This is a genomic window from Erythrobacter tepidarius, from assembly GCF_002155695.1.
Taxonomy (GTDB): domain Bacteria; phylum Pseudomonadota; class Alphaproteobacteria; order Sphingomonadales; family Sphingomonadaceae; genus Erythrobacter; species Erythrobacter tepidarius.
In genome coordinates, this window is sequence record NZ_MUYJ01000003.1 from 255,195 (window position 1) to 281,242 (window position 26,048).

Here is a 26,048-nt window from a genome sequence, read left to right on the forward strand (position 1 = left end):
AGACTCATGAACTCAGGAAACCCACCAGCGCGCGCACCTTTTTCGATCGCCATTGCGGAGGGGGGGCGAGCAGCCAGTAGGCGCGGGTGCTCGGCTCCGGCTCGCTCAGCGCGGTGAGGCGGCCGCTGGCGAGCGCCGCCTCGGCCAGCGCAAGGGGAAGGATTGTCCGGCCCATGCCCGCCAGCGCCGAGGCGAGTGCCTGTCCGGGCGAGCCGGCCTTGATGCAGGGGTTGAGCCCTTCGGGCAGCGGCATCCCCGGCCAGTCGATCCACGCGTCCCTGTGCTCCGGCGCGGCAACCGTCACCCGCAGCGCCGGGGCGAGCTGGACGCCTTCGAGGTCGCCCGGCCCGTCAACCAGCCGGACCGCGAGATCGAGATTGGCCTCGGTGAAGTCGGCGTGCTCGTCGGGGGCGAGGATGTACTGAATGCCGGGCATCCCCGTCTGGAAACGCGCGAGGCGAGGAGCGAGCCATTCGGCGTAGAATTCGCGTGGGGTCGCGATGGTGTAGCGGTCCGAGGCCTGGCCGGCCTGCATCGCCGCAACGCTTTCCTCGAACCTGAGGAAGCCTTCGCGCAGGGGATCAAGCCCCGCTGCGGCCTCGGGCGTGAGTTCGAGGCCCTTGGAGGTGCGGCGGAACAGGACGACGCCGAGCACGTCCTCGAGCGCGCGGATCTGCTGGCCCACGGCGGCGGGGGTGACGGCGAGCTCGTCCGCGGCGCGGGTGAACGACAGGTGCCGCGCCGCCGCATCGAACACGCGCAGGGCATTGAGGGGAAGATGGGTGCGCTTCACGCTGGCCGAATTAGGCCCGACAAGCGCCTATCGCAAGCCTGTCCCCAGTCAGTGCGAAGACCGCCCCTCGGCGGTCTCGGGCGCGGAGAGCGGGAAGAAGGGGATGCGCACCTCGAATGGCGAACCATCGGGGCGCTGGAAGGTGTAGAAACCTTCCATCGAACCGAAAGGCGTCGTCAGCGGGCAGCCCGAGACGTAGTCGTGGCTCTGCCCCGGGGCGAGCAGCGGCTGTTCGCCGACCACGCCCTCACCGTCGACATGGCTCACCATCCCGCGTCCGTCGGTAATGCGCCAATGGCGGGTGCGCAGGCGGAGCGGCTCGTGGCTGTCGTTCTCGATGCGGATGTGATAGACCCAGAACCACTTGCCCGCCTCCGGATGCGATTGCTCCGGCAGGTAGTTGACGGCGACCCGGACGGTCACCCCGTCGGTTGTGGCAGCGTGCTGGAAGAATTGCTTCATATCGTGCCTCAAGGTAGCGATTCTGCATCGCGCCACAAGCCCCGTAACGCAGGTAATCCCCGCTGTATCCCGTGGGCCGCGAGAATTGCTTCTGGCCGGGCCATTGTCGCTGGCCTATGTGTCCGTGCCATGAATGCCCCGCTGCCTGCCGCCACCGCCTTCGTCACCCGCCGCACGGTGTTGCGCGGCCTTGGGGCGGGCGTGCTGGCAGGGACGCTGGGCGGATGCGCGGCGCGCGGCGGCCCGCCGCTCGCCCTGCCGGTCGATCCGGCGGCAGACCTTGCCCCTGATCTGGTCGATCTCGCCCGCTTCGATCCGCGCTTCAGGTTCGACATCCGCTATGCCACGTCCGCCAACTTCATGGGCCGGGTGCTCTACCCTGTTGCCCGGGCGGTGGCGCAGCGCCCCGTGGCCGAGGCGCTCTCCCGCGTGCAGACCCGCGCCGAGGCGGCAGGCTTCGGCCTGCTGATCTTCGACGCCTACCGGCCCTGGCGCATCACCAAGGCGATGTGGGACGAGACCCCGCCCGACAAACGCGAATTCGTCGCCAACCCGGCGACCGGATCGCGCCACAACCGCGGTTGTTCGATCGACCTGTCATTGCACCGCGCGGGCGTCGAGGTCGAGATGCCCAGCCCCTATGACGACTTCACCCCCGCCGCCTACCGCAGCAACATCGCCGCGCCTGCGCAAGCACTGGCGCATTCAAGGATGCTGGAGGAATGGATGGTCGCCGATGGCTTCGTGCCGCTGCCCAACGAGTGGTGGCACTACGACTGGGCCGAATGGCGGCGCTATCCGGTGATGGATGTGCCGCTGGAGGATGTGACTACCGCATGAGCGCTCCGCCGCCCGCCCTTCACCCCTTCGCCAGCAGCTCCTCGATCTGGCCAAGGCGCTCCTTGCCGAAGAACATCTCCGTGCCGTCGACCCACATGGTCGGAATCCCGAAGGCCCCGCGCGCGACCGCCTTGTCGGTGTTGGCGGCAAGACCCTGTTTGACCGCGTCGCTCTGGGCACGGGCGAACAGGTCGGCGGCATCGAAGCCCGCCGCGCTGACCGCCGCGCCGATGGCCTCGGGCGAGGAAATGTCGAGCCCCTCTTCCCAGATCGGTCGCAGCAGCACCTCGGCGAACTGGACCCCGCGCCCGTCCTGATCGGCGGCGTAAAGCATCCGCTGAAGGAGAATCGAATTGAACGGGAATTGCGGGTGCAGGCGGTATCTCGTCAGGCCGTGCTTGGCGATGAAGCGCTGCATTTCCAGCATCGCATATTCGTTTTTGCCCTTCACGTCCTTGTCGCGAATCATCGGCGGGGCATTGCCGGTGAGCTTGTGCATCCCGGCAAGGAACACCGGCAAGACATCGAGGCCCGCCTCGTAGCGGTTCAGCATTTCGCGCAATGGCCACCAGATCAGATAGGCGTTGGGGCTGACGAAATCGAACACCAGTTCCACGCGGTGCGCCATGTTTTCTCCCCTTACTTGGCGGCTACGAACTCGGTGCGCAAAGCAGATCGGAATGGCCGTGCGCGAGGTCCATAAAGGTGACCGGGCGCGTTGTTGCACCAGGCTCGATCGGGCGCAAGCGATAGCCGAGGACCAGCGTGAGCAGATCGTAAAGCGCGCGGGCGGCTTCGGGGCGGCCGTCGAAGAAGGCGTTGTGCCATTCGACGATCAGTCTGCGGTGGAAACGGGCAAGCGTGTCGCGCGCCATGCCGCACCGTGCGCCAAATCACTGTGCCGTGAAACCGCAAAGTGTCTCCGAAATGGGGAGGGTGTCAGATTCCTGCCGCGGCGAGCGCCTGATCCAGATCTTCGACGAGATCGGCGATGTCCTCGAGCCCAACATTGATCCGCAGCAAGCCCTCGGTCACCCCCATCGCCGCACGCGCCTCGTCGGTGAGGCCGGCGTGAGTGGTCGAGGCCGGATGGCACATCAGACTGCGCGCGTCGCCGATATTGTTCGAGATGTCGATCAGCCTGAGCGCATCGAGAATGGCAAAGGCCCGCGCCCGCGTGCCGACGTCAAACGCGAAGATCGGCCCCGTCGCGTCCATCTGCGTGAGGGCAAGTTCGTGTCGCGGATGGCTTGGCAGACCGGGGTGGAGCAGACGTCCACCCGCCTTGGTCACGCGCGGTTCGAGGAATTCGCCCAGCGCCACGGCCTGTTCGGACTGCTTGAAGGCGCGCAGCGGCAGCGTTTCCAGTCCCTTGAGCACCACCCAGGCGTTGAACGCCGAGAGCGTCGGACCGGTGTTGCGCTGGAACGGAAGCAGCACCTCATCGATCCACTGCTGCGACGCGCAGATCGCGCCCGCCAGCACCCGGCCCTGCCCGTCCATCAGCTTGGTCGCCGAATAGGCGACCACATCCGCGCCGAACGCCATCGGGCGCTGGAGCGCGGGCGAGGCGAAGGCATTGTCGACCACGCTGGTGATCCCGTGCGCCTTGGCAAGGCCGCAGACATGGGCCAGATCGACGATATCGAGTGTCGGGTTGGCCGGGGTCTCGAAAAAGAATACCTTGGTATTGGGCCGGATCGCGGCTTCCCAAGCGGCATTGTCGGCGCTGTCGATAACCGTGGTTTCGATCCCGAACTTGGGCAGCAGCGTATCGACCAGCCAGCGGCAGCTGCCGAAGGCGGCGCGTGCGGCAACCACGTGATCACCGGCCGAAAGCTGGCACAGCAGCGCCGCCGTCATCGCCGCCATCCCGCTCGCCTGCGCCCGGCAGGCTTCGGCCCCTTCGATCAGGGCGATGCGTTCTTCGAGCATGGCGACAGTAGGATTCTGGAGCCGCGAATAGGTCATGCCCTGCGCCGTGCCGGCGAAGCGATCAGCAACGGTCTGGGCATCGTCGTAAGTATAGCCCGAGGTGAGGAACAGCGCCTCGCTCGTCTCGCCATGCTCCGATCGCCAGGTGCCGCCGCGCAGCGCGCGGGTTGCGGGGCGCCAGCGCGAAGTGGCCGCGCGATCCATTCCGGTGGTCTTCTTCATGGCGCGCGGCTTTAGGACGGCACGCGGCCGCCCGCAAGCAGGCCCGCATCAAGGCCGGCCCGCGCGCTCGCGCCATGGCCGATCGCCGCCAGCATCATCGCACCCTCGATCAGGGTGAGCAGATAGCGCGCCCCGCCCGCAGGATCGGGATCATCCGCCGGCATCTGCCCTTCGAGCCAGTCGAGCAGCTCGTCAATCATTGCCTGCGCGGCCGGAGCAAAGCCCGGTTTCCCGCGCGCGCAGCCGGCAACGATTTCCCACCACAGCGCCGTATAAGGCTGCATTTCGGGCACCTCGCCCTGTGCAAGGATGCGGGCAATCACCTCGGCACGGCTGCGCGCGCGCGCGCTGCCCAGCGCGGCGTCGAGCGCGGCGGCATAGGCCCGGGCGAGATAGGACAGCAGATCGGCAATCAGCGCATTCTTGCTGCCGAAATGGTAGATCAGCATCCGGTCGGAGGTGCCCGCCGCCCTAGCCAGCGGCCTGAGGCTCGCTTGTCCAAGGCCATGGGCAAGGACATGGCGCGCAAGCAGCGGCAACAGGCTGTCTTTCGACATCGGGGACTGTTTCTTCGCGCGCGCCATCTGTGACCTTGTAGTGCCCGTCATGGCGCGCTACAAGACGATGTAGCACTCGCTACATACTTGCGGAGAAATGGCGATGGAACTTGCGCTTACCCCCTTCATCGCGCTGGCCGGCGGCGGGCTGGTCTGCGCCGTGACGGCGATCATCGTCGCCTTCGCGCGTCCCGATGCACCGGGCAATGCGATGCTGGCGGCGATCCTCTCGGCAGGCTTTGCCGGATTCACCGCGATCACCATCGCCACCGAGGGCGTGTTTCCGGTGATCCTCAACCACACCGCCAACCTGTGGGGCGTGCAAGTGTGGTGGGACCTGCTGTTCTCGCTCGGCATCGCCTTCGTCCTGATCCTGCCGCGCGCGCGTGCCCAGGGCATGAACCTGCCCTTGTGGATGATGCTGGTGCTCGCCACCGCCAGCATCGGCCTGCTTGCGATGTGCGCGCGGCTGTTCTGGCTCGAAGCTGCGGCCAGAAAGCCATAATCCCGCTTGCCCTGACCCAGTCCCCTGCCTAAGCGCCTGAGGGCATGGCCGAGGCGCGCCCTTCCTCTCCCGCCCTCACCCCGCCCGCGCGTCCGCGCGATCCGCTGGCCACGTGTCTGGCGCTGACGGGGCTGTTCGCGCTGCTGGCTGGTTGGCGGCTGGCGATTCCCTCGGTGCCGGTGTTCGATGAAGTCCACTATCTTCCCGCCGCGCGTGAGCTGCTGGCGCTGTGGCGCGAAGGTCACGGCGAATATCTCAACCGCGAACATCCGCTTCTCGGCAAGGAGCTGATCGCGCTCGGCATCGCGCTTTTCGGCGACACGCCGCTGGGCTGGCGAATCATGTCGCTCGGCTTCGGCACGCTGGCCTATTTCGCATCGCTCCGAGCGATGTGGCACGCCAGCGCCGACCGCTTCGCTTGCTTGGCTTTCGGCATCCTGCTGGCGACCGGTTTCCACCTGCTGATCCAGTCGCGCATCGCCATGCTCGACATCTTCATGGCGGCTTTTCTTGCGGTGGCGGCATGGCAGTTCGCGGGCGCCTGCGCCGAGCCCGAGATGGGCCGCTGGCGACTGGCGCTGACGGGCACCGCGCTGGGGCTGGCGATGGGAGCGAAGTGGAACGCGATTCCGCTCACGGTGCTGCCGGGCCTTGCCTTTCTCGTCGCCCGCGCGCGCGCCGGTCGCCGCCGGTTGTTCCTCTCGCGCCGCGGGCCGCCGGTGCCGGGGGTAACGCTGCTGGAGGCTTTCGTCTGGCTCGGGATCGTGCCGCTGCTGGCCTATGCCGCGACCTTCCTGCCGGGCTACTGGCTGAGCGAATATCTGCGCCCCTCGCCGCTCGCCGAACAGGGGCTGATCGGATTTCACGGCGAGATCCTGAGCCTCCAGCAGCAGGTGCTAACTCCGCACACCTATCAGAGCCGCTGGCCGCAATGGCTGCTCAACACCCGCGCGGTGTGGTATTTCTACGCCCTTGCCGACGGGGCGCAGCGTGGGGTGCTGTTGATCGGCAACCCGCTCACCATGCTGCTGGGCCTTGCGGGGGTGCTGTGGTGTCTGGTGAACGGCATCATCCGCGAGAACTGGGCGAAACTCGCCGTGGTAATCGGCTATGCCGCCAGCCTCGGCCTGTGGATTGTCGCGCCCAAGCCGGTGCAGTTCTATTACCACTATTTCGTCCCGCATTTCTTCCTGCTGGCGGCGCTGGCGCTGGCCTTGGCAGACCTGCGGCGCGCTGGATGGGGCTGGTGCGCGTGGGGCACGCTGGCGGGTTCGGTCGGGGTGTTCGCGTGGTTCTACCCGATCCTCGCGGCGCTCCCCCTCAAGAACGCGGGAAGCTTTGTCACATGGATGTGGCTCGACGGGTGGAGGTAGGCCTGAAGCCTCGCGTCATCGCCCGCCGCATTGGCGCATAGCGCGCAAGGCCGAGAACTGCCTAGAACCTTCCCCACACGAAGCGGCTGGACAGGGCGTAATTCCACACCGAGCCGACCACGATCCCCGCCAGCGCGGCGAGCGCCCAGAGCACGCCCTTGTCCTCAAGCAAGGTCGCGATCCCGACATTGGCCAAGGCGCCGACCGCGCAGGTCGCGCAGAAGCCGAGCCAGCCGCGCATCAGAGCGCTCCAACCCTTCAGCCGCTTGTCGCGATAGGTCAGCCAGTTGTTGAGCCAGAAATTGAAGCTCATCGCCACCAGCACCGCCGCGGTTTGCGCCAGCGCGAAGCCCTCGCCGAATACGAACAGCAACACCGTCAGCACCGCGAAGTGGACGATCACGCCAAGCGCGCCGACCGTTCCGAACAGCGCAAAGCGGGTGGGGACCACCCGCCCGAGTGTCTTGTCGTAAAGCCCTGCGAGAAAGTCGAACACGACGGCGCGGTCCAGCTTGCTTTCGCCCTCGCGGCGGGCGGCGAATTGCAGCGGAAACTCCTTGACCCTGAGCGGCGTATCCGCGGTCGCCAGCAGGTCGAGCAGGATCTTGAAGCCGATCCCCGACAGGCGCGGCACCAGCGCGCGCGCAGTGGCGGCGGGGAGCAGGAAATAGCCGCTCATCGGATCGCTGAGTTCCACGCCGGTCAGGCGGCGGGCAAGACGGTTGGCCAAGGCGGAAAGCCGCTCGCGCTCGGGCGCGGCCCAGTCGTCCATGCTTGCCCCTTCGGCAAAGCGGGTGGCAACGGCGATATCGGCCTCGCTGGCCTTCACCGCGGCAAGCATCGCCGGGAGCAGCGCAGGATCGTGCTGGTGGTCGGCATCCATCACCGCGACAAAGGGCGCGGCGGTGGCGCAAAAGCCCTCGATCGCGGCGCTGGCGAGGCCGCGCCGACCGATGCGTTGGATCACCCGCACGCGCGGATCGGCCAGCGCCAGCGCCCGCGCCTCGTCCGCCGTCCCGTCACGGCTGTCGTCATCAACGATGATCACTTCCCAGCCGATCCCTGCGCCCAATGCCGCCTCGATCCGCGCGACCAGTGGGGCGAGATTGCCACGCTCGTTGAGGGTCGGCAGGATGATCGCCAGGTCGAGCATCGCTCTAGAGGCGCGCGCGCACCGCCTCGCCGATCGCCACGGTGCCGTAGCTGCCGCCAAGATCGCCGCCCAGGATGCCGTCGGCAAGCGTCGCCGCGACGGCATTCTCGATCCGCGCCGCCGCGGCCTCCAGTCCGAAGGAATGACGCAGCATCATCGCCGCCGAGAGAATCGTCGCCATCGGATTGGCCTTGCCCTGCCCGGCGATGTCGGGAGCAGAGCCATGGATCGGTTCATAGAGACCGAAAGTGCCGAAGGCTGTCTCGCGCTCGCCCAGAGAGGCGCTCGGCAAGAGGCCGATCGAGCCGACCGCAGCGCTGGCAAGGTCGGAGAGGATGTCGCCAAACAGATTGCCCGTCAGCACCACGCCGAAGCGCTCGGGGTGGCTCACCACCTGCATCGCCGCATTGTCGACATACATGTGATCGAGCGCCACCTCGGGATAATCGGCGGCGATTTCGATCACCACGTCGCGCCACAGCTGGCTGGTTTCCAGCACATTGGCCTTGTCGACGCTGGTCAGCCGCTGACCGCCCGCCGCCGCGGCGCGGAAGGCGACATGGGCGATGCGCCGCACCTCGTGCTCGGCATAGGACATCGCATCCCAGCCCTCGTGCTCGCCCGTGGCGGAGACGCGCCGGCCCTTGGCGCCGAAATAGACATCGCCGGTAAGCTCGCGCACGATCAGCATGTCGAGCCGGGCGGCGATGTCGGGGCGCAGCGGCGAAAGATGCTCCAGCCCCGCGAACACCCGTGCCGGGCGCAGGTTGGCGAAGAGGCCGAGATGTTTCCTCAGGCCGAGGATCGCCTGTTCGGGCCGCAGATGGCGTTCGAGCGCGTCGCACGACGGATCGCCCACCGCGCCGAACAGGATCGCATCGGCCATACCGGCCAGATCGAGCGTCTCCTGCGGCAGCGGATGGCCGTGGCGCTTGTAGGCGATGCCGCCAACGTCGGCCTCAAACAGGGTAAGGCCCGGAAGCGAAAGGGCTTCGAGCACGCGCACCGCTTCGGCGGTGACTTCCGGGCCGATCCCGTCGCCGGGCAGAATTGCAATCTTCATCGGTTGCGAGGTCTTTCAGATCATGCGCTTGAGCCGCGCGGTGAGCAGCTGCCTCGCGGCCATAACATCGCTCTTGCGGCCTGCAAGCAACGAGTTTGCGAGCGGGCCTTCAAGGCGGGCGAGCGCGGCAAGGAGCGCGGGCAGATCGGTGCCCGGATCGGGCCGCGGCACGCCTTCGCCCATCTCGGCCAGCAGCATTGTCTCGTAGGCGATAAGCCCCGACACCCAGCCGCGCGCCGAAGGGGCAAAGGCGATCGCGCCGAGCAGCGCATCGAGCGCCTGATACAGCGCCGGACAGGGATAACGTTCGGGCAAGGCGGCGGCGGTAAGCGCGCAGACCCAGCCGATCCCGGCCGCCGGCAGCGGCTCGGTCATCAGCGCAGCGCGCGAATGTTCAAGCTCGAGGCGGGCGAAGGGAAGCTGGGTGGCCGAGCGCGCGGCCAGATCGGCGGCAACCCGGTTGCCCGGCAGCATCACCGCGCGCAAGGCCCGACTGCGTCCACCTGCGACATAGGCTGCAACAAGGCCGTGCCCAGGCGTGAGCAACCGGGCAATTGCCCCGGTCTCGCCATGGGCGCGCGATGCGAGGACTATGGCGGGGCTGCGCAGGTTCATGGCCAGCCCTGCCTGCCTTGCCGGCCCTTACTTCTTGTTCGATTTGGCTTCCAGCGCAGCGAGGCGCGCTTCGAGCGCATCGGCCTGTTCACGGGCCTTGCGGGCCATTGCCTTGACCGTCTCGAACTCCTCGCGGCTGACGAAGTCGATGCCGCCCAGCGCCTCGCGCAGCCGCTCGCGCGCGTTCTCGCGGGCTTCGCGGGTCATGCCCGCCATCGTCCCGGCGGCGCTGTTGGCGAGTTTGACAAGGTCGGCGATGATCGGGTTGCGGCTCTGCATGGCGGCTATTTGGAGATTGGCCGCGCCCTTGTCCAGTGCTTCACGCCTTACAATCGCACCCGGGTCTGCGCGCCGCTGGCGTCGCGCGGGCCGCCGTCGGGATTGGCTTGGATGAAGGCGTAGTTGAGCGTGCCGGCGAAGCCCACCCAGGCCAGATAGGGCAGCAGCAGCAGCGCCGCGACGCGCCGGATCCGCCAGAACAGCGCGATCGCCACCAGCAGCAACACCGCCGCCGTGCCGATCACGATCAGCCCGCCCTGCATATCCTGCATCCCGAAAAAGACCGCACTCCAGCTTTGGGTGATCAGGAACTGGACCGCGAAAACCCCCAGCGCGAGCGCGCGTCGGGCCGCACCCCAGGCGCTCGCCACCAGTGCAAGGGCAAGGCCGATCAGCACGAACAGAATGCTCCAAACGATCCCGAACACCGCTGGCGGTGGATAGATTGCAGGCTTCGCCAGGCTCGCAAACCAGGGCGTGTTCGGCCCGCCGAACTGGCCCGCAGTGAAGCCGATCAGCAGCACCAGCGGCACCATGAACAGCGCCCAGCGCAAGAAGCTCGCCCGCAATTGTGCTTTGGAAGCAAGGACGTTCATGCGTTCTCCCGATCCCGGCGCCGATGCGATTCTCGCACCCGATGGCCGTCGCCAGTGTGGATAACAGAGCCGCGCAGTAGCGCCAAACCTCGCGCGGGATCTGACCCGCAATGGTGCAGCGTCCCCGTGCAGCACCGCGGCAATCGGCGATGGCCTGCGCGAGATGCAAGGAAAGGCTTGGGTGAAGGAAAGGCTTGGGTGATTGCCAATCTGTCTGCTATTGGCTGCCACATTCCTGCCGCGATTCGGAAGCGCGTGCGCGGCAGGATCGCATTACGCGCTTCCGTTTTTCAATGCCCGGCCATCTGGCCTTTCAGGGGAAACAACATGAAGAAGATCGCACTCGTCGCCGTCGCTGGCCTCGCCCTCGCTACCGCCGCTTGCTCGAAGCCGGCTGAAGAAGCTGCTCCGGAAACCGCCGCTGACGAAACCGCTGTTGCTGAAGATGCCATGGCTCCGGAGGCTGCGGCCAGCGAAGCTGCTCCGGCCGACGCCGCTGCCGCTCCGGCTGATGCCGCTGCCGCGCCGGCTGACGCGGCTGCTGCTCCGGCCGACGCTGCTGCCTCGGCCGAAAAGGCTCCGGCTGCCCAGTAAGCTTTGCGGCTTGCCGGTCCCGGCATAATGCTGGGTGACGGACAGAAAGGGCCGGTAGCAACCTTCGGGTTGCCGCCGGTCTTTTCTTTTGTGGCTAGCCCCGGCGCGCGGCGATCAGGAACTCGACATTGCCCTGCGGCCCGGTGATCGGACTGGTGGCGATGCCCTGCACTTGCCAGCCCAGACCCACGAGCCATTGGCGCACCTCGTCGCACACGCGCTGGTGCAGGCCCGGATCGCGCACCACCCCGCCTTTTCCGACCTCATCCCGCCCCACTTCGAATTGCGGCTTGATCAGCGCGACCAGTTGGCACGGCGTGCCCGCCAGTTGCAATGGCACCTCCAACACCTTGGCGAGGCTGATGAAGCTCGCATCGCACACCACCCAGTTGCAGGAGCGATCAATATGCTCGCGGGTCAGCAGCCGGGCGGAAAGCTGTTCGAGCACGGTGACACGCGGGTCTTCGCGCAGTTTCCAGGCGAGCTGGTTGGTGCCGCTGTCGACACAGAACACGTGCTCCGCGCCATGGCTCAGCAGCACGTCGGTAAAGCCGCCGGTCGAGGATCCGATGTCCATCGCCACGGCTCCGGATGGATCGAGCCCGAAATGCTCGAGAGCGTGGGCCAGCTTAATCCCTCCGCGGCTGACCCAGGGATGGTCGCGCCCGCGCACCTCGAGCAGCGCGTCTTCGGGCAGCTGCTGCCCGGGCTTGGCGATCCTCGCGCTCCCCGCGAACACCAGCCCCGCCATCACCAGCGCCTGCGCGCGCGCGCGGCTTTCGGCCAGCCCGCGCGCGACCAGCAGCTGATCGACGCGGCGCTTGGGCGCTTTCGGCGGACGAGGGGAATGGTCAGGCATGGACAAGAGCGGCTCCTAGCGCGCAAAGTACGGGCATGAAAGCTGCTCTGCCCCTCCTCGCCGCGGCGCTCGCCCTGACAGCCTGCGCCTCCGCGGTTCCGCCGCCCGCTCCGGCGCCTGCGCCGATCGCGCGCCCGGCCCCCGCCTCGCGCCCGGCTCCGGTGGCGCAGGCCCCGGTCACCAACAACTGGATGGACAATCCGGCAACCCCCGGCGACTGGCGCTATGCCCCGCGCGGACAAGGCTCCGAGGCGAGCTTCTGGAGCCCCGCGGGTACGCCGGTGGCGCGGCTGCGCTGCTTGGCTGATACCCGCAGCGTTGTGCTCTCGCTGCCGGCGACCGGCGCGCGCGCGCCGCTGGTGACGATCCGCACCGAAACCGCGACCCGCACCCTCGAGGCAACCCCCGCCGATCGCGAGATGACGGTAAGCATCGCCGCCGGCGATCCGCTGCTCGATGCCATGGCCCTATCGAAGGGGCGGTTTGCGGTGGAAAGCGAGGGCCTGCCAGCGCTCTACTTGCCGAGCTGGGCCGAAGTCACGCGGGTGATCGAGGATTGCAGATAGGGGAGAATGGCCCAGGCTTCACTGACGGCGATGGCTTACGGACCCGCAGGGATCGCAACGCGCCGAGGATCTGCCCGCGCCGGCGGACATGCAAACAAAGGCCCCCTCACCCGATTCCATAGATTAATTTCCACAGGCTCGTGCACAGGTAATCCCCGGTCGGCCCACAGATCGGCGCACAAACGCAAAACGCCCGAGGAAAACCCCGGGCGCGCCAGCCGCATTTCTCCACGGCGAAGCGACATTATGACGCGGGAAAAGTTTAAAACAAGTCTTGTCGACGCCCCTGCCTTGATTCACATTAAGCCCTGAGGCCAGCGGCGAACGCGGTCCTCGGCCCCCGGTGAAACGGCTGGGTCTTGGCACACTAGCGCGAAAGGAGGTGATCCGATGTCTCATGGTTCAGCAGAGAGGTCGGCAAGTTTCCGCGCGAGGCACTACCGGTAATTCATTACCCCTAGAGGCTTCGTGAGCGGCACTTCCTGGCCGCTGACCATGAAAGGGCGTTTCCACCGACGGGCTGGAAGCGCCCTTTTCATTTCTTGTATTGCTTCCCCACCTGCGCGCGAAGGCCCTCGGCGCGGGTTGTCCGCTTCGCTCCGCAGCGCCGGCGGACGGGCGATTGCCTGGCCAGTCGGTTCAATGCTTGAAGCCGGCTGCGCGTGAGTTCGGTGCACGACCGATATCCCGCCCTTCAGGGCAGACAGACCCTGCGCAGGATGGCAGAGCGGCGCGCAAGAACGCGCCAACAGCAATCTTGCTCTAATCGGCGCGCAGGATTAGGCGCACCGCATGCACGTCACCCGCCTCCCCCATCCCTCGCCCACACCCGATCACCTCCGCGCGCAGCTGATCGCCGATCCCGGCTTCGGGACGGTGTTCACCGATCACATGGTGGTTGTCGACTATGACGAGGCGCAGGGCGGCTGGCAGACGCCGGTGCTCGGGCCGCGCGAGCCGATCAGCCTCGATCCCGCCGCCAGCGTGCTGCACTACGCGCAGGAAATCTTCGAAGGGCTCAAGGCCTATCGTCACCCTGATGGCAAGCTCGGCCTGTTCCGCCCCGAGGCCAACGCCGCGCGCTTCAACGCCTCGGCCGAGCGGCTCGCCATGCCCGCGCTGCCGGAAGAGACTTTCATCGGCGCGATCCGCGCCCTGCTGGAGGTCGACGGCAACTGGTATCCCGCGATCGAGGGCGGCGCGCTCTACCTCAGGCCTTTCATGATCGCCACCGAGGCCTTCCTCGGCGTGCGTCCGGCGAAGCAGTACAAGTTCATCGTCATCGCAAGTCCGGCTGGCAACTATTTCAAATCGGGCGCAAAGGCGGTGAGCATCTGGATCTCCGACTACACCCGCGCAGCCCCCGGCGGCACCGGCGCGGCCAAGTGCGGCGGCAACTATGCCGCCAGCCTCGTCCCCACCGGACAGGCCTTCGCCATGGGGCATGACCAGGTGCTGTTCCTCGATGCGGTCGAACGCAAGTGGGTCGAGGAACTGGGCGGGATGAACCTGTTCTTCGTCTTTGCCGATGGCACGGTGATCACTCCGCCGCTGACCGGAACGATCCTCCCGGGCATCACCCGCGACAGCCTGATCGCGCTTATCAGGGAGCAGGGAATGAGGGTGTCCGAAGCCCCCTATTCGATCGACCAGTGGCGCGCCGATGCCGCCAGCGGCCACCTTGTCGAGGTGATGGCCTGCGGCACGGCGGCGGTCGTCACCGCGGTCGGCAAGGTCGCAGGGCCGGATGGCGAGTTTACCATCGGCGCCGGCGGCATCGGCCAGACCACCGCGAAACTGCGCGAGTTGCTGGTTGGCATCCAGACCGGCAGGATCGCCGATACCCACGGCTGGGTGATGCGGATGTGATTGCCGTCGCGGCGCTCTACCAGTTCACGCCCTTTCCCGATCCTGAAGCCCTGCGCGAGCGCCTGTTGACGCTTTGCGAAGAGACGGGGATCAAAGGCACGCTGGTGCTCGCGCGCGAGGGCATCAACGGGACGATCGCGGGCACTGACAATGCGCTCGCGGTGGTGCTCGATCGCATCCGCGCGCTGCCGGGCTGCGACAAGCTCGACGTGAAGTTCTCCGCTGCCTGCGCCATGCCCTTCGGCCGGATGAAGGTGCGGGTCAAGCGCGAGATCGTCACCATGGGCGAGCCCGACATCGACCCGCGCCTCAGCGTCGGCACCTATGTCGATCCGCATGACTGGAACGCGCTGATCGCCGATCCCGACACGCTCGTTATCGACACCCGCAACGATTATGAAGTCGCGATCGGCACCTTTGTCGGGGCAATCGATCCCGCCACGGCTTGCTTCCGCGACTTCCCGGCCTGGTTCCGCGCCAACCGCGAGGAACTGCTGGCGGACAAGAAAAGGGTCGCGATGTTCTGCACCGGCGGCATCCGCTGCGAGAAGTCGACCAGCTTCCTGCGCGCAGAAGGCGTTGCGGAGGTCTATCATCTGCGCGGAGGCATTCTCAAATATCTCGAACAAGTGCCCGAAAAACAAAGCCTGTGGCAGGGGGAATGCTTTGTTTTCGACGAGCGCGTGAGCCTCGGCCATGGGTTGGCGCAGGGCACCCATATGCTTTGCCAGCCTTGCGGGCGGCCCTATCCGGCGGGCGCGGCCTGCCCGCTGTGCCGGCCCTAGGCCAGACCCTCCCGGAAGGCATCCACCAGCCAGCGCGCGGCCGGGCCGAGCCGCGTATCGCGCCGCCATAGCGCCGAGAGGCGATAAAGCGCGCCGGGCTTCTCCGGCAGATCGAGTTCGACCAGCGCGCCGCTCGCCAGATCGCCCGCCACCATCGCGCGCGGCATGTTGCCCCAGCCCAGCCCCTCTTTGAGCAGTGCGTGTTTCGCGCCCAGATCCCCCAGACGCCAGGTCAGCGGGGAGAGCACCGAGAATTCGCGTCCCTCGGTCAGGGGCGAGCGGTCGGTCAGCACCAGTTGCAGGTGGCGGCGGCTCTCCCCCGGCGCGATCCCGGGCCGCGCCAGCGGGTGCGAGGGCGCGGCAACCGGGATCAGCTCGATGGCGCCGACCGCCTGCCGCTCCAGCGCAGGCTGATCGCCGATCACCGGGCCGCCGATGGCGAGATCCGAACCGCCGTCGATCACGCAGGCGGCCACCGCGCCCAGGCCTTCGATCCGGAGCGTCAGCGCGCAGGTCGGGAACGTGTGGCGAAACGCGCCCAGCACCTGCGCGGTGACCTCGCCCGGCACCATCACGTCGACCACCAGCGTCAGCGACGGCTCCTGCCCCGCATGGAGCGAGCGCGCCTTGGCAAGCAGCGCATCGACCCCGTCGGCAATCCCGCGCGCCTCCGCCAGCAGCCCCGCGCCCGCCGCCGTCAACACCGGGCGGCGCGATCCTTCGCGCGCGTACAACGCAAGGCCGAGCTGCGCCTCCAATTGCGCGATGCCATAGGAAATCGCCGAGACCGCCCGCCCCATGGCCTTGGCAGCGCCGCCAAAGCTGCCGTGTTCAGCCACGGCGAGGAAGATGCGCAGCTGATCGATTGTGGGTTCGCCGAGTTTCATCGCCAGCATGTTCGGATTTTCCGAACATCTTGACAAGTTTTATCGCACTTATCCGTTCATCATTGCAGGCCTATCTCAGCCGCAACACGAACAAGGAGACAGGCCATGATCGAATTGCGTCCATTCAACACCCTCGGCGCCGCCAGCCACGGCTGGCTCGATGCGCGCCACCACTTCTCCTTCGCGAATTACCACGATCCGACCCGCGTCCAGTGGGGTGCCCTGAGGGTCTGGAACGACGATCGCATCGCACCCGGCACCGGCTTTCCCACCCATCCGCACAGCGACATGGAGATCATCACCTATGTCCGCAGCGGCGCGATCACCCACCGCGATTCAATGGGCAACGTCGGCCGCACCGAAGCGGGTGACGTGCAGGTGATGAGCGCCGGGCGCGGCGTGCGCCATTCGGAATACAACCTCGAAGCCAGCGACACGACGCTGTTCCAGATCTGGATCATCCCCGACGAGCGCGGCGGCGAGCCGAGCTGGGGCGCGCGCCAGTTCCCCAAGGGCGAGCGCGCCGGCGCGTTCGTGCCGCTCGCCAGCGGGGTGGCGGACGACAATGACGCCCTCAAGATCCGCGCCGATGCCCGGGTGCTGGGCGCAACGATCAAGGCCGGCGAGAGCGTGACCTACACGCCCCGCTCGGCTGATCGCCACCTCTATCTGGTGCCTGCCACCGGCAAGGTGCGGATCGAGACGGTGGAAGCCAATGCCCGTGACGGCGTTGCGATCACCAACCTCGCCGAAGTGACCATCACCGCGCTCGAAGACAGCGAAGTGGTGCTGGTCGACGCGGCCTGAGCCTTCCCCCGGAGCCGGCCGGTTCCCCCATCCCCTCTGCACCGGCCGGCTCCTCCCCTCTCCATTCCTCAAGGAAAGCACCTACGATGAGCAACATCCTCTACATCACCGCCAGCATCCGTTCGGACGCCGAGAGTGTCTCGCGCGGGCTCGGCCAGCGGATCGTCGAGCGCCTCGCCGCCAAGACCGGCGCAAGCCTCACCACCCGCGATCTGGCCGCCAATGATCTGCCTTTCGTGAGCGCCGAGCGCTTCGGCGCGAACCTCACGCCCGCTGCCGAGCGCACTCCGGAGCAGGCTGACCTCGCCGCCATCGCCGACACGCTGATCGCCGAATTGCAGGCCGCCGATATCATCGTGATCGCCGCGCCGATCTATAATTTCGGCCCTCCGGCAAGCCTCAAGGCCTGGGCTGACCTCGTCGCCCGCGCCGGCACGACCTTCCGCTATACCGCCAATGGCCCGGAAGGCCTCCTCAAGGGCAAGACAGCCTATCTCGCCATCGCCAGCGGCGGCACAGCGGTGGGCAGCGACATCGATTTCATGAGCCGCTGGCTGACCTTCTTCCTCGGCTTTATCGGCATCACCGATGTCGAGATCATCGCCGCCGACGGCGTCATGGGCGCCGATGGCGAAGCGAAGATCGCTGCCGCGCAGGAAGCGGCGCTCAGGCTCTCGGCCTGAGCATCGGCCACTAGGGGCGCGCCGCAAGACGGCCGCCCCCTTACGACGTTACAGCTTGGGGCGCATCAGCTGCCATTTGAAAATGGTACGGCTTGGGCGGATGACGATGATCGCCACCCCGGCCAGCGCCATCGTTCCACCCACAAGCAGCGGCCAGCCGATCGCATCGCCGGTCAGCCAGGTGCCAAAGGCGATGGTGAGCAGCGGGGTGAGCAGCGTCAGCGGCACTATCAGGTTGGCGTCGTGGGCCTGAAACAGGTGAAAATAGGCGGAGTGCGCACCGACCGAGACCACCACCCCGGCAAACAACACGCAGCCCGCCACCGCCAGTGGCGCGGCCATGAGCGCAGCCCATTGCCCGGTCTCCAGCGCCAATGTGGCAGGCAGCATCACCAGCAGCGAGGCGACCGCCGCCCAGGCCTGCAAGGCCACCGCGCTCACCTCCAACCGCTTGACGAAGACCGAGGCCAAGGCCCCGATGAATACGCCTGCGAAAGCAAAGCCCAGCCCCACCGGATCGCCCGCCTGCGACGGGGCGCCGATCGCAAGGCCGACTCCGCCCAGCGCCAGCGCCATGCCCAAACCGCGCCGCCAGCGCACCTGCTCGCCCAGAAAGATGATCGCGAACAGCACGGTGAGCGGCGCGCCCGAGAGGTTGACGATGCCGACCGCCGATGGGCTGGCCGTCTGCAGGCCGATGAATTGCAACCCGAAACTTCCGCCGGTGATCGCAAAGCCGAGCAGCAGCACCAGTCCCAGGCGTTCGGGCCGCCCGCGCAACAGCAGCGGGAACAGCACCGCCAGCACCGTGGCCGAGCGCAACACGGTGTAGAACAGCGGCGGCAGGCCGAGCGTCGTCACCGCGATCTTGGAGACCACGACATTCAACGCCCAGGCGACATTGCAAAACAGCATGATGCCCAGCGCCGAGAGAGGAAGGCCTTTGGGCATCAGGCGGGAAGGTTTCGCGCCACCGCATCAGGCAGGCGCTCGCGCAGCTCCTCGCGCCACACACCGGCCACCGCATCGGACGGCGCGCGCCATTCGCCGCGCGGGGAGAGCGCGCCGGCCGAGGAGACCTTCGGCCCGTTGGGCAGCGCGGATCGCTTGAACTGCGAAAAACCGAAGAAGCGCGCACAGAACCGGTCGAGCCAGTGCGCGATGACGGCCAGATCATAGGCGTTCCGGCGGCTTTCCGGGAAGCCCGCAGGCCACACTCCGGCCGCGGCATCCTTCCACGCATGCCACGCAAGAAAGGCGACCTTGGAGGGCCGCTGGCCATAGCGGATCACGTGGTGGAGGAAGAAATCGTTAAGCTCGTAAGGCCCCACGAGTGCCTCGGTCGATTGCATCGCCCCGTCCGCGCCGGGCGGCACCAGCTCGGGCGAAATCTCGGTATCGAGGATCGCGGCGAGCACCTCGGCGCAAGCCTCATCGAACTGGTGCGTGGCGATCGCCCAGCGGATCAGATATTGAATCAGCGTCTTGGGCACGCCCGCATTGACCCCGTAATGGCTCATGTGATCGCCCACGCCATAGGTGCACCAGCCGAGCGCGAGCTCGGAAAGGTCGCCCGTGCCGAGGACAAAGCCGCCGTGCTGTCCGGCAAGGCGGAACAGGTAATCGGTTCTGAGGCCCGCCTGCACATTTTCGAAGGTCACGTCATGCACGGGTTCGCCCCGGGCAAAGGCGTGACCAATATCCTCGAGCATCTTGCGCGCGGCGGGACGGATGTCGATCTCTTCCGCGGTGATGCCCATCGCCGCCATCAGCTTGTGAGCGTTCGATCTGGTGCCCTGCGAGGTGGCGAAGCCGGGCATGGTATAGCCGCGGATGGTGGTGCGCGGCAGGCCCAGCCGGTCGCAGGCCTTGGCCGCGACGATCAGCGCGTGGGTGGAGTCCAATCCGCCCGAAATCCCGATCACGAGGCTCCTCGCCCCGGTCGATTCGATCCGTCGCATCAGCGCATCGACCTGGATGTTGAACGCCTCGTAGCAGTCCTCGTCGAGCTTTTCGGGTCGGTCAGGCACGAAGGGGAAGCGCGCCACCGGCCGGTGGAGCCCGATGTCGCCTGCCGCATAGCGATGCTCGAAGTCGATCCGGCGATAGCTGTCCGCCGGGTTGCCCGCCCAATCCGCCGCATCGGCAAAGGTCTGGTTGCGCAGCCGCTCGGCAGCCAGGCGCTCGGTGTCGATATCGACCACGCACAGCTCGCCCGTGCGATCAAAGCGCGCCGATTGGGCAAGAAGATCGCCCATCTCGTAGATCACACCCTGCCCGTCCCACGCGAGATCGGTGGTGCTCTCGCCGTGGCCGCTCGCCGAATAGACATAGGCCGCGATCGCGCGCGAGGCCGAAGAACGGCAGTGCAGGTGGCGATCATCGGCCCGTCCGATGGTGACGGGCGAGGCCGAAAGATTGCACAGGATCAGCGCACCGGCGAGCGCCGCCGTCATCCCCGGCGGGATCGGGGCCCAGAAATCCTCGCAGATTTCCACCCCGAAGCGGAAACCGGGTAGGTTGGCTGCGGCGAAGACCAGATCGGTGCCAAACGGCACCTCCTCGCCCGCCAGAGCGATCCACAGATCGGTGCAGCCGCGCCCGTGGGCGAAGTGGCGTTTTTCGTAGAACTCACGGTAATTCGGCAGAAAGCTCTTGGGCACCACGCCCAGAATCTGCCCGCCCGCGATCACCACCGCACAGTTGTAGAGCTTGTCGGCGCGGCGGAGCGGTGCGCCCAACACCAGCACCGGGCGAAGGTCTGCCGAAGCCGCGACCACCTCGGCCAGCGCCTGCTCGACCCGCTCGATCAGCGCCTGCTGGAGCAGCAGATCGTCGATCGCATAAGCGGACAGTGTCAGTTCCGGAAACACCACCAGATCGACATTGGCCTCATCCGCCTTCCTCGCCTCGGCCAGCACGCCCGCGGTGTTGAAGGCGACATCGGCCGGGCGGATCGCTGGGGTGGCGGTCGCCACGCGCACGAAGCCGTGTTGGTGACAGTCGAAGAAGGGGTGCGAGGTTGCGCTCATGATGCTTCACGCGTTCCGGATGGGCCTGACACAGCCTCTAGCGGCTAATCCTTGCCGTTCCTAGCAGCCGCGCCAAAAGTCCGGCCTAGGCCCGGCCCGGCCGATTTGCGCACACTGGCGCTTGCAGAGCGGCGAACGAGGCTCCAAGTCTTGCCCCATATCATCGAGGAGCCGCAATCATGGCCGACGCACCTTACACCCCGCCCGCTGTGTGGGATCCCAACACCGTCTCGGGCGGGCGCTTTGCCGGGATCAACCGCCCGACCGCCGGGCCTCGCGAGGAGCGCGAATTGCCGGTGGGCGAACATCCCTTCCAGCTCTATTCGCTCGCCACGCCCAATGGGGTGAAGGTGACGATCATGCTCGAGGAACTGCTCGAGGCCGGGCACAGGGGCGCGGAATATGATGCCTGGACGGTGAACATCAGCGCGGGCGAGCAGTTCGGCAGCGGCTTCGTCGCAGTGAACCCCAATTCCAAGATCCCTGCCCTGCTCGATCGCAGCACTCCCGACGCCCCCTTCCGTGTGTTCGAGAGCGGGGCGATCCTTGTCCACCTGGCGGAAAAGTTCGGAATGTTCCTCCCCGCCGATCCGGCCAAGCGCGCCGAGGTACTGAGCTGGTTGTTCTGGCAGGTCGCCAGCGCGCCCTTCATCGGCGGCGGTTTCGGCCATTTCTACGCCTATGCGCCCGAAAAATACGAATATCCCATCAACCGCTATGCGATGGAGACCAAGCGCATCTTCGACGTCGCGGACAAGCGCCTGGCGCAAAGCCGCTTTCTGGCGGGCGACGAATATTCGATCGCTGACATCGCCAACTTCCCCTGGCTCGCCCCCTTCACCGAAGGGACGATCTACAACGATGCCAAGACCTTTCTCAGCATCGACGAATACACCCACGTCGCGCGCTGGGTGGCTGAAATCAAGGCCCGCCCCGCCGTCCGGCGCGGGAGAATCGTCAACAAGGTGTGGGGCGATGAGGACACGCAGTTGAAGGAGCGCCACTCGGCGGCCGATTTCGCCGGCAAGCGGCTCGACTGAGGCACGAAAAAGGTGGCAGGAAGCTGACCTCGCCCCTTCACAAGCCCGATTGAGGCGCTATAGAGCGCGGCTCTTGCTGGGGCGTAGCCAAGCGGTAAGGCAGCGGTTTTTGGTACCGCCATGCGAAGGTTCGAATCCTTCCGCCCCAGCCACGAATATCTTCAGATCCAAACATCTGAAAGATAACGGGTTTCTCTTCGAGTCAAAACCCCGTGGCACCCTGCCGTGGCACCCTCTCGTGGTCCTGATTTCGACATCATGATTCGACTGGATTCCGGGCGCAAGACGGCCATCCGATTTCCGCAGCTTTTCCACCGGCGTGTGCACACGTTTTGCACCGCACTTCAGTGCGGTGCCTGCTGGTCCGCTGGATTCAGATGAGGCTACCGATCAGCTCAATGACTGCGTTTGGGACATTCCTGCCGTCCGACGAAAGCTGCTGAAGGGCAGGTCCCGTCAGGTGCTGCCATGCGAGGTAGCTCGCCTAGTTTGCCCTTCGAGCTCCTCTCGAAGGGAGCTGGCGCAAGGATCGACGCTTGAGCTGACTATCTCTTGAGCACTGACAGGGCGGCCAAACAGGAATCCTTGCGCCACCTTGCAGCCACAATCGCGCAAGAACTTGACCTGCTCCTCGGTCTCGACGCCCTCAGCAACAAGGTCAATCATTAGGGCATCAGCAAGCCCGACCAAGGCTCGCACGATCGATGCGTCACTTTCGTCCTCCAGCATGTCGCTGACAAAGCTCTTGTCGATCTTTATCCCACTAATCGGAAGGCACTTGAGATGGGTCAGGGATGCATAGCCGGTGCCAAAGTCATCCAAGACGATCTTCACTCCAGCATCGCGTAGCTGGCGGATGGCGCCCGCTACTCGCTCGGCGCCACGACCGATCAGGACGCCCTCAGTCACCTCAATCTCCAGCGCGCTGGGCGGAACGTTGGCGCGCGTCAGCGCCTCGAGCACGCGTTGGGGATAGCCAGAGCGGAGCAACTCGGCGCCCGACACATTAACCGCAATCGAACCAAACTCGAAATTCTCTAGGCGCCATTGTCGGATTTGCTCCAGCACGCGGCGCAACATCTCGTCGCCAAGCCTCGTTGCAAGTTCGACGTTCTCGAATGCATGTTCGACGGCGGAAGGAGGCAGAATGCGATCACCGACCTTGAGGCGCAACAAAGCCTCAAACCCAATAAGCGCGCCTGTCTCGAGCGAGACCTTCGGCTGGAAATGCGGGACAACCAGTTTGCTGCCCACCGCTAGCCTTGCAAGATCGAGATGGGCAACCTTACGCTCGACACTGGCCTGAAGATCTGAAGAAAAGAATGCGAATGCCCCGCGCCCAATCTCCTTTGCGCGATACATCGCAAGGTCTGCATTGCGAAGAAGGCTATCCAGCGAAGGCTCGAACTCGCAAGTCACGACCACTCCCACACTGCCGCTGCAATCGAGTTGCCTACCGTGATACTCGAACGGCTGCTTCAGGAGGCTGACAAGGTCATGCAAACGCTGCTCAAGCGCGCTCTGGTCATCCTTGGTTCTCTCAATGAATACGAACTCATCGCCGCCAAGCCGGGCAACACATGAACCTTCGCCGAAAAACCCCTGGAGCCTTCGTGACACTTCGACGATGAGGGCGTCTCCGACAGCGTGCCCGAGCGTATCATTGACCAGTTTCAGATGATCGAGATCTACCAGCCCCACTATCGCCGCGTCCCGCTGGGATCGTGCGCGGCCCAGGATCCCTGCCGCCTGCGTGCGCAGACCTTCTATGTTGAACAGGCCGGTAAGGCCGTCATGGGTCGCATTCCACAGCAAGGCATGTTCGATACTGCGGCGCTCTGAAATGTCTTGGCAAAGGCCGCGCGCCGCGATGATGTTACCTTCACGGTCCCGCTCGGGACGGCCTTCGACCCAGATGGTCCGAAAGGAGAGACCGTCACGCAAGAGTTGAAGCTCGAAACTGGCGGTTTCCCCGAGCAGCATGATGCGATCCAGTGCGTTGCGCGCCGCGCTCAAGGATCGAGCTTCCATCGACTGACGAAGCTGGCCAGCGTGTATCGAGGTAACCTCGCGCGAAATGCCAATCATCGCGCAAACTTCGGCTGAAAAAGAAACTCGTGTCGACCGGACCGGCAATCTCCAGGTTCCTAGCTTTGCGAGGCGCTGTGCCTCTTCGAGATCCCTTGCGTGCTGGGCTAGAGCATCCATGGCCTGGCGGCGCGCAGTGACGTCGCGTTGCACTGAAACCCAGTGAGTATACCAGCCTGTATCGTCGGCAAGAGGACGAACGTTGAGCTCGACCCAGAACGGTGTCCCATCCTTCCGGTAATTGAGCAGTTCCTCGCGAAATGGCTCCCAAGCCGCCAATTTTTGCCTGATCCGGTCCAGAGTTGCGCGACATGTATCACGCCCTTGCAATATGCGGGGCGACTGACCGATGACTTCATGCAGGCTATAGCCCGACATGCGGGTATAGCTTTCGTTTGCATATACAATCCGCGGATGAGGGGAATCTAGGGCCTCAGCTTCAGTGATCAGGATCGCATCGTTTGCGGCTTCCAGCACCGACGAAAGGTATCCATCCGGCGGGGGCCGCCTTGCGCGGGTAGGTAGCGAGCGCTCTTTAGCGTGCTCTTTTGAGCGCGCTTAGGAGTGGTCGATGGGTCAGGTGACGGTATTTTCGGGGCCGGAGCGGCGGCGCCGGTGGAGCGAGGAAGAACGGCTGCGGATCCTTTCCGAGGCGTTCGCGCCTGGCGCCTGCGTTGCCGAGGTGTGTCGGCGGCACGATATCTCCTCGGCGCTGATCTACACTTGGCGGCGCAAGTTGCTCGATGCAGGCGCGGCGCAGGAGGCCGAGGCGCCGGATGCGCTTCCCACGCCGGTATTCGCCGAAGCGGTGATCGACGGGGACGCGGTGCCGGTCAGCGCTGCCGAGCACCCGGCGATGATCATCGACCTGCCACGCGGCAAGCGGCTGAGCGTTTTCGCTGCGGCATCGCCGGCGCTGGTCGCTGCCGCGCTGAAGGCTCTGCGATGATCCCTTCCGGCGCGCGGGTGTGGATCGCGCTGGGCCACACGGATATGAGGAAGGGCATGCAGGGCCTGGCACTGCTGGTGCAGCAGGGCCTGAAGCGTAATCCGCATGGCGGGGATCTGTTCGTATTCCGCGGCCGCGCGGGCTCGCTGATCAAGATCATATGGCACGACGGGATCGGCATGTCGCTCTACGCCAAGCGGCTCGAGAAGGGCCGGTTCGTATGGCCGTCGGCCAAGGAGGGAACGGTGTCGCTGACCCCCTCGCAGCTGGCCTGCCTGCTGGAGGGGATCGACTGGAGGAACCCCCAGTATACGTGGCGGCCGCAGAGCGCAGGATAATCGTCGCAAGGCGGTGTTTTGCCCTTGCGGCAGAGGGTGGAACATGATTCCATCTCTCCTGTGGAAGCCGCCATCTCGCCCCTGCCAGACGACGTTGAAGCGCTCAAGGCGCTGGTGGCGACGATGGCCCGCAGAGCCGAGGAGGCCGAGCAGAACGCTGCCACTGCCACGGCCAAGCTCGCCAACGCCATGGCCCACCAGAGCGCCATCGAGGCGCTGATCGCTCACCTCAAGCTGCAGATCGCCAAGCTGAAGCGCGAGCAGTATGGCCCCAGCGCCGAGCGCAGCCGACGCCTGCTGGGTCAGATGGAGCTGCAGCTCGAAGAGCTCGAGGCTGACGCCACCGAGGACGATCTGATTGCCGAGGAAGCGGCAGCGAAGACCACCACGGTCACTGCCTTCGAGCGCAAGCGCCCGGCAAGGAAGCCGTTCCCCGAGCACCTCCCCCGCGAGCGCGTGGTGGTGCCTGCCCCCTGTTCCTGCCCGGCCTGCGGTGGGGACCGGCTGTCCAAGCTCGGCGAGGACGTCACCGAGACGCTCGAGGTCATCCCGCGCTCGTGGAAGGTGATCCAGACGGTCCGGGAGAAGTTTGCGTGCCGGGACTGCGAGAAGATCGCTCAGGCCCCCGCTCCTTTCCATGTGGTGCCCCGCGGATGGGCCGGGCCCAGCTTTCTCGCCATGCTGCTGTTCGAGAAGTATGGGCAGCATCAGCCCCTCAACCGTCAGGCCGAGCGGTTCGCTCGCGAAGGCGTGCCGCTCAGTCTCTCGACCCTGGCCGATCAGGTCGGCGCCGCTGCTCACGCGCTGATGCCGATCTACAAGCTGATCGAGGCGCACGTTCTGGCTGCAGACCGCATCCACGGCGACGATACCACCGTGCCGGTCATGGCCAAGGGCAAGACCGATGTGGCCCGATTATGGGTCTACGTCCGCGATGATCGGCCGTTCGCCGGGTCTGATCCACCGGCGGCGCTGTTCCACTACTCGCGCGATCGGCGCGGCGAGCACCCGCAAGCCCATCTCGCAGGCTGGTCCGGGATCCTACAGGCCGATGCCTATAGCGGCTACAACGACCTCTATCGCGAAGGACGCGACCCCGGCCCCGTGCTCGAGGCAGGCTGCTTCGCCCATGCGAGGCGCAAGTTCTTCGAGCTGGCC

At 66.1% G+C, this 26,048-nt stretch carries 29 protein-coding genes and 1 tRNA gene; 14 read left to right on the forward strand and 16 right to left on the reverse strand.

Annotation, left to right across the window (positions count from 1 at the left end; all coding sequences use genetic code 11):
• Window positions 1-4 precede the first annotated feature (4 nt).
• Both BZF61_RS04280 and apaG read right to left on the reverse strand, forming a co-directional pair.
• A complete protein-coding gene (locus BZF61_RS04280; protein ID WP_086617401.1) occupies window positions 5-793 on the reverse strand; it encodes a LysR family transcriptional regulator in 789 nt (262 codons plus the stop codon).
• Between the two features lie 48 nt (window positions 794-841).
• Window positions 842-1,255, reverse strand: coding sequence for a Co2+/Mg2+ efflux protein ApaG (gene apaG, locus BZF61_RS04285; protein ID WP_086617402.1), 414 nt, complete (start codon window positions 1,253-1,255; stop codon window positions 842-844).
• Window positions 1,256-1,384: 129 nt separating this feature from the next.
• Here apaG and BZF61_RS04290 point away from each other — a divergent pair, with 129 nt between their 5' ends.
• Complete coding sequence (locus BZF61_RS04290; protein ID WP_158094052.1) at window positions 1,385-2,095, forward strand: M15 family metallopeptidase; 711 nt, start codon at window positions 1,385-1,387, stop codon at window positions 2,093-2,095.
• A 19-nt stretch (window positions 2,096-2,114) separates the two neighbouring features.
• Here the strand turns inward: BZF61_RS04290 and BZF61_RS04295 are convergent, their stop codons facing one another.
• From BZF61_RS04295 to BZF61_RS04310, 4 genes are all read right to left on the reverse strand, one after another.
• Window positions 2,115-2,723 carry a 2-hydroxychromene-2-carboxylate isomerase gene (locus BZF61_RS04295; RefSeq protein ID WP_086617404.1) on the reverse strand — a complete coding sequence of 203 codons (609 nt, stop codon included), beginning with the start codon at window positions 2,721-2,723 and terminating at the stop codon, window positions 2,115-2,117.
• Between the two features lie 22 nt (window positions 2,724-2,745).
• A complete protein-coding gene (locus tag BZF61_RS04300; RefSeq protein WP_086617405.1) occupies window positions 2,746-2,970 on the reverse strand; it encodes a hypothetical protein in 225 nt (74 codons plus the stop codon).
• Window positions 2,971-3,034: 64 nt separating this feature from the next.
• Window positions 3,035-4,252, reverse strand: a complete 1,218-nt coding sequence (locus tag BZF61_RS04305) for a trans-sulfuration enzyme family protein (RefSeq protein WP_086617406.1) — start codon at window positions 4,250-4,252, stop codon at window positions 3,035-3,037.
• Window positions 4,253-4,263: 11 nt separating this feature from the next.
• A complete protein-coding gene (locus BZF61_RS04310) occupies window positions 4,264-4,809 on the reverse strand; it encodes a TetR family transcriptional regulator (RefSeq protein WP_086617445.1) in 546 nt (181 codons plus the stop codon).
• Between the two features lie 103 nt (window positions 4,810-4,912).
• Here BZF61_RS04310 and BZF61_RS04315 point away from each other — a divergent pair, with 103 nt between their 5' ends.
• Window positions 4,913-5,314, forward strand: a complete 402-nt coding sequence (locus tag BZF61_RS04315) for a hypothetical protein (RefSeq protein ID WP_245804498.1) — start codon at window positions 4,913-4,915, stop codon at window positions 5,312-5,314.
• A 44-nt stretch (window positions 5,315-5,358) separates the two neighbouring features.
• Entirely contained in the window at window positions 5,359-6,687 is a 1,329-nt protein-coding gene (locus BZF61_RS04320) for a phospholipid carrier-dependent glycosyltransferase (RefSeq protein ID WP_086617407.1), read from the forward strand.
• A 61-nt stretch (window positions 6,688-6,748) separates the two neighbouring features.
• On the opposite strand, the gene BZF61_RS04325 is transcribed toward BZF61_RS04320, so the two are convergent.
• From BZF61_RS04325 to BZF61_RS04345, 5 genes are read right to left on the reverse strand one after another with little or no spacing between them, the layout of a single operon-like run.
• Complete coding sequence (locus BZF61_RS04325) at window positions 6,749-7,840, reverse strand: glycosyltransferase family 2 protein (RefSeq protein ID WP_086617408.1); 1,092 nt, start codon at window positions 7,838-7,840, stop codon at window positions 6,749-6,751.
• A 4-nt stretch (window positions 7,841-7,844) separates the two neighbouring features.
• Entirely contained in the window at window positions 7,845-8,903 is a 1,059-nt protein-coding gene (leuB, locus tag BZF61_RS04330) for a 3-isopropylmalate dehydrogenase (protein ID WP_086617409.1), read from the reverse strand.
• A 15-nt stretch (window positions 8,904-8,918) separates the two neighbouring features.
• Window positions 8,919-9,518 carry a DNA repair protein RecO gene (gene recO / locus BZF61_RS04335; RefSeq protein WP_086617410.1) on the reverse strand — a complete coding sequence of 200 codons (600 nt, stop codon included), beginning with the start codon at window positions 9,516-9,518 and terminating at the stop codon, window positions 8,919-8,921.
• Window positions 9,519-9,545: 27 nt separating this feature from the next.
• The gene (locus BZF61_RS04340; RefSeq protein ID WP_086617411.1) at window positions 9,546-9,797 is read right to left on the reverse strand and encodes an accessory factor UbiK family protein; all 252 of its coding nucleotides are present in this window, start codon (window positions 9,795-9,797) and stop codon (window positions 9,546-9,548) included.
• Between the two features lie 47 nt (window positions 9,798-9,844).
• Window positions 9,845-10,393 (reverse strand): TspO/MBR family protein, encoded by a 549-nt coding sequence (locus BZF61_RS04345; RefSeq protein ID WP_086617412.1) that lies wholly within the window; start codon window positions 10,391-10,393, stop codon window positions 9,845-9,847.
• Between the two features lie 198 nt (window positions 10,394-10,591).
• Here BZF61_RS04345 and BZF61_RS04350 point away from each other — a divergent pair, with 198 nt between their 5' ends.
• Window positions 10,592-10,987 carry a hypothetical protein gene (locus BZF61_RS04350; RefSeq protein WP_211276712.1) on the forward strand — a complete coding sequence of 132 codons (396 nt, stop codon included), beginning with the start codon at window positions 10,592-10,594 and terminating at the stop codon, window positions 10,985-10,987.
• 94 nt (window positions 10,988-11,081) lie between these two features.
• On the opposite strand, the gene BZF61_RS04355 is transcribed toward BZF61_RS04350, so the two are convergent.
• Window positions 11,082-11,846 (reverse strand): TlyA family RNA methyltransferase, encoded by a 765-nt coding sequence (locus tag BZF61_RS04355; RefSeq protein ID WP_086617414.1) that lies wholly within the window; start codon window positions 11,844-11,846, stop codon window positions 11,082-11,084.
• A 35-nt stretch (window positions 11,847-11,881) separates the two neighbouring features.
• Between BZF61_RS04355 and BZF61_RS04360 the strand changes: the two genes are divergently transcribed.
• From BZF61_RS04360 to trhO, 3 genes are all read left to right on the forward strand, one after another.
• Window positions 11,882-12,412 carry a hypothetical protein gene (locus tag BZF61_RS04360; protein WP_086617415.1) on the forward strand — a complete coding sequence of 177 codons (531 nt, stop codon included), beginning with the start codon at window positions 11,882-11,884 and terminating at the stop codon, window positions 12,410-12,412.
• Window positions 12,413-13,204: 792 nt separating this feature from the next.
• A complete protein-coding gene (locus BZF61_RS04365; protein WP_086617416.1) occupies window positions 13,205-14,281 on the forward strand; it encodes a branched-chain amino acid aminotransferase in 1,077 nt (358 codons plus the stop codon).
• Complete coding sequence (gene trhO, locus BZF61_RS04370; protein ID WP_086617417.1) at window positions 14,278-15,066, forward strand: oxygen-dependent tRNA uridine(34) hydroxylase TrhO; 789 nt, start codon at window positions 14,278-14,280, stop codon at window positions 15,064-15,066. Before BZF61_RS04365 ends, trhO begins: the two co-directional genes overlap by 4 nt.
• On the opposite strand, the gene BZF61_RS04375 is transcribed toward trhO, so the two are convergent.
• Entirely contained in the window at window positions 15,063-15,953 is an 891-nt protein-coding gene (locus BZF61_RS04375; RefSeq protein ID WP_086617447.1) for a LysR family transcriptional regulator, read from the reverse strand. The two genes, trhO and BZF61_RS04375, sit on opposite strands and share 4 nt — an antisense overlap.
• A gap of 105 nt (window positions 15,954-16,058) precedes the next feature.
• Here BZF61_RS04375 and BZF61_RS04380 point away from each other — a divergent pair, with 105 nt between their 5' ends.
• Entirely contained in the window at window positions 16,059-16,760 is a 702-nt protein-coding gene (locus BZF61_RS04380) for a pirin family protein (protein WP_086617418.1), read from the forward strand.
• An 86-nt stretch (window positions 16,761-16,846) separates the two neighbouring features.
• A complete protein-coding gene (locus tag BZF61_RS04385; protein ID WP_086617419.1) occupies window positions 16,847-17,443 on the forward strand; it encodes an FMN-dependent NADH-azoreductase in 597 nt (198 codons plus the stop codon).
• 48 nt (window positions 17,444-17,491) lie between these two features.
• Here BZF61_RS04385 and BZF61_RS04390 read toward each other — a convergent pair whose 3' ends face one another.
• Entirely contained in the window at window positions 17,492-18,394 is a 903-nt protein-coding gene (locus BZF61_RS04390) for a DMT family transporter (protein ID WP_086617420.1), read from the reverse strand.
• Window positions 18,394-20,475, reverse strand: a complete 2,082-nt coding sequence (locus BZF61_RS04395; RefSeq protein WP_086617421.1) for an NAD(+) synthase — start codon at window positions 20,473-20,475, stop codon at window positions 18,394-18,396. Before BZF61_RS04395 ends, BZF61_RS04390 begins: the two co-directional genes overlap by 1 nt.
• Before the next feature lie 179 nt (window positions 20,476-20,654).
• Here BZF61_RS04395 and yghU point away from each other — a divergent pair, with 179 nt between their 5' ends.
• Together yghU and BZF61_RS04405 are read left to right on the forward strand one after the other, a co-directional pair.
• Window positions 20,655-21,515, forward strand: a complete 861-nt coding sequence (gene yghU, locus BZF61_RS04400; RefSeq protein WP_086617422.1) for a glutathione-dependent disulfide-bond oxidoreductase — start codon at window positions 20,655-20,657, stop codon at window positions 21,513-21,515.
• Between the two features lie 77 nt (window positions 21,516-21,592).
• Window positions 21,593-21,667, forward strand: a tRNA-Gln gene (locus BZF61_RS04405).
• Window positions 21,668-21,971: 304 nt separating this feature from the next.
• Here BZF61_RS04405 and BZF61_RS04410 read toward each other — a convergent pair.
• Window positions 21,972-24,080, reverse strand: a complete 2,109-nt coding sequence (locus tag BZF61_RS04410; protein WP_086617423.1) for a sensor domain-containing protein — start codon at window positions 24,078-24,080, stop codon at window positions 21,972-21,974.
• Window positions 24,081-24,174: 94 nt separating this feature from the next.
• Here BZF61_RS04410 and tnpA point away from each other — a divergent pair, with 94 nt between their 5' ends.
• The 3 genes from tnpA to tnpC form a co-directional block, all read left to right on the forward strand.
• Window positions 24,175-24,552: an IS66-like element accessory protein TnpA gene (gene tnpA / locus BZF61_RS04415; protein ID WP_086616937.1), complete on the forward strand. Its 378-nt coding sequence runs from the start codon at window positions 24,175-24,177 to the stop codon at window positions 24,550-24,552.
• Window positions 24,549-24,890, forward strand: coding sequence for an IS66 family insertion sequence element accessory protein TnpB (gene tnpB, locus BZF61_RS04420; protein WP_086616938.1), 342 nt, complete (start codon window positions 24,549-24,551; stop codon window positions 24,888-24,890). The genes tnpA and tnpB overlap by 4 nt, the downstream gene beginning before the upstream one ends.
• A gap of 60 nt (window positions 24,891-24,950) precedes the next feature.
• Window positions 24,951-26,048 (forward strand): IS66 family transposase (gene tnpC / locus BZF61_RS04425; RefSeq protein WP_086617424.1); only part of this gene is annotated, 1,098 nt, incomplete at its 3' end.

What these genes read in the sequence shown, in the direction of transcription:
- apaG (WP_086617402.1), bottom strand. Translation starts at nt 1,255, where the DNA reads ATGAAGCAATTCTTCCAGCACGCTGCCACAACCGACGGGGTGACCGTC.
- BZF61_RS04290 (WP_158094052.1), top strand. Translation starts at nt 1,385, where the DNA reads ATGAATGCCCCGCTGCCTGCCGCCACCGCCTTCGTCACCCGCCGCACG.
- BZF61_RS04295 (WP_086617404.1), bottom strand. Translation starts at nt 2,723, where the DNA reads ATGGCGCACCGCGTGGAACTGGTGTTCGATTTCGTCAGCCCCAACGCC.
- BZF61_RS04300 (WP_086617405.1), bottom strand. Translation starts at nt 2,970, where the DNA reads ATGGCGCGCGACACGCTTGCCCGTTTCCACCGCAGACTGATCGTCGAA.
- BZF61_RS04305 (WP_086617406.1), bottom strand. Translation starts at nt 4,252, where the DNA reads ATGAAGAAGACCACCGGAATGGATCGCGCGGCCACTTCGCGCTGGCGC.
- BZF61_RS04310 (WP_086617445.1), bottom strand. Translation starts at nt 4,809, where the DNA reads ATGTCGAAAGACAGCCTGTTGCCGCTGCTTGCGCGCCATGTCCTTGCC.
- BZF61_RS04315 (WP_245804498.1), top strand. Translation starts at nt 4,913, where the DNA reads ATGGAACTTGCGCTTACCCCCTTCATCGCGCTGGCCGGCGGCGGGCTG.
- BZF61_RS04320 (WP_086617407.1), top strand. Translation starts at nt 5,359, where the DNA reads ATGGCCGAGGCGCGCCCTTCCTCTCCCGCCCTCACCCCGCCCGCGCGT.
- BZF61_RS04325 (WP_086617408.1), bottom strand. Translation starts at nt 7,840, where the DNA reads ATGCTCGACCTGGCGATCATCCTGCCGACCCTCAACGAGCGTGGCAAT.
- leuB (WP_086617409.1), bottom strand. Translation starts at nt 8,903, where the DNA reads ATGAAGATTGCAATTCTGCCCGGCGACGGGATCGGCCCGGAAGTCACC.
- recO (WP_086617410.1), bottom strand. Translation starts at nt 9,518, where the DNA reads ATGAACCTGCGCAGCCCCGCCATAGTCCTCGCATCGCGCGCCCATGGC.
- BZF61_RS04340 (WP_086617411.1), bottom strand. Translation starts at nt 9,797, where the DNA reads ATGCAGAGCCGCAACCCGATCATCGCCGACCTTGTCAAACTCGCCAAC.
- BZF61_RS04345 (WP_086617412.1), bottom strand. Translation starts at nt 10,393, where the DNA reads ATGAACGTCCTTGCTTCCAAAGCACAATTGCGGGCGAGCTTCTTGCGC.
- BZF61_RS04355 (WP_086617414.1), bottom strand. Translation starts at nt 11,846, where the DNA reads ATGCCTGACCATTCCCCTCGTCCGCCGAAAGCGCCCAAGCGCCGCGTC.
- BZF61_RS04360 (WP_086617415.1), top strand. Translation starts at nt 11,882, where the DNA reads ATGAAAGCTGCTCTGCCCCTCCTCGCCGCGGCGCTCGCCCTGACAGCC.
- BZF61_RS04365 (WP_086617416.1), top strand. Translation starts at nt 13,205, where the DNA reads ATGCACGTCACCCGCCTCCCCCATCCCTCGCCCACACCCGATCACCTC.
- BZF61_RS04375 (WP_086617447.1), bottom strand. Translation starts at nt 15,953, where the DNA reads ATGAAACTCGGCGAACCCACAATCGATCAGCTGCGCATCTTCCTCGCC.
- BZF61_RS04380 (WP_086617418.1), top strand. Translation starts at nt 16,059, where the DNA reads ATGATCGAATTGCGTCCATTCAACACCCTCGGCGCCGCCAGCCACGGC.
- BZF61_RS04385 (WP_086617419.1), top strand. Translation starts at nt 16,847, where the DNA reads ATGAGCAACATCCTCTACATCACCGCCAGCATCCGTTCGGACGCCGAG.
- BZF61_RS04390 (WP_086617420.1), bottom strand. Translation starts at nt 18,394, where the DNA reads ATGCCCAAAGGCCTTCCTCTCTCGGCGCTGGGCATCATGCTGTTTTGC.
- BZF61_RS04395 (WP_086617421.1), bottom strand. Translation starts at nt 20,475, where the DNA reads ATGAGCGCAACCTCGCACCCCTTCTTCGACTGTCACCAACACGGCTTC.
- yghU (WP_086617422.1), top strand. Translation starts at nt 20,655, where the DNA reads ATGGCCGACGCACCTTACACCCCGCCCGCTGTGTGGGATCCCAACACC.
- tnpA (WP_086616937.1), top strand. Translation starts at nt 24,175, where the DNA reads ATGGGTCAGGTGACGGTATTTTCGGGGCCGGAGCGGCGGCGCCGGTGG.
- tnpB (WP_086616938.1), top strand. Translation starts at nt 24,549, where the DNA reads ATGATCCCTTCCGGCGCGCGGGTGTGGATCGCGCTGGGCCACACGGAT.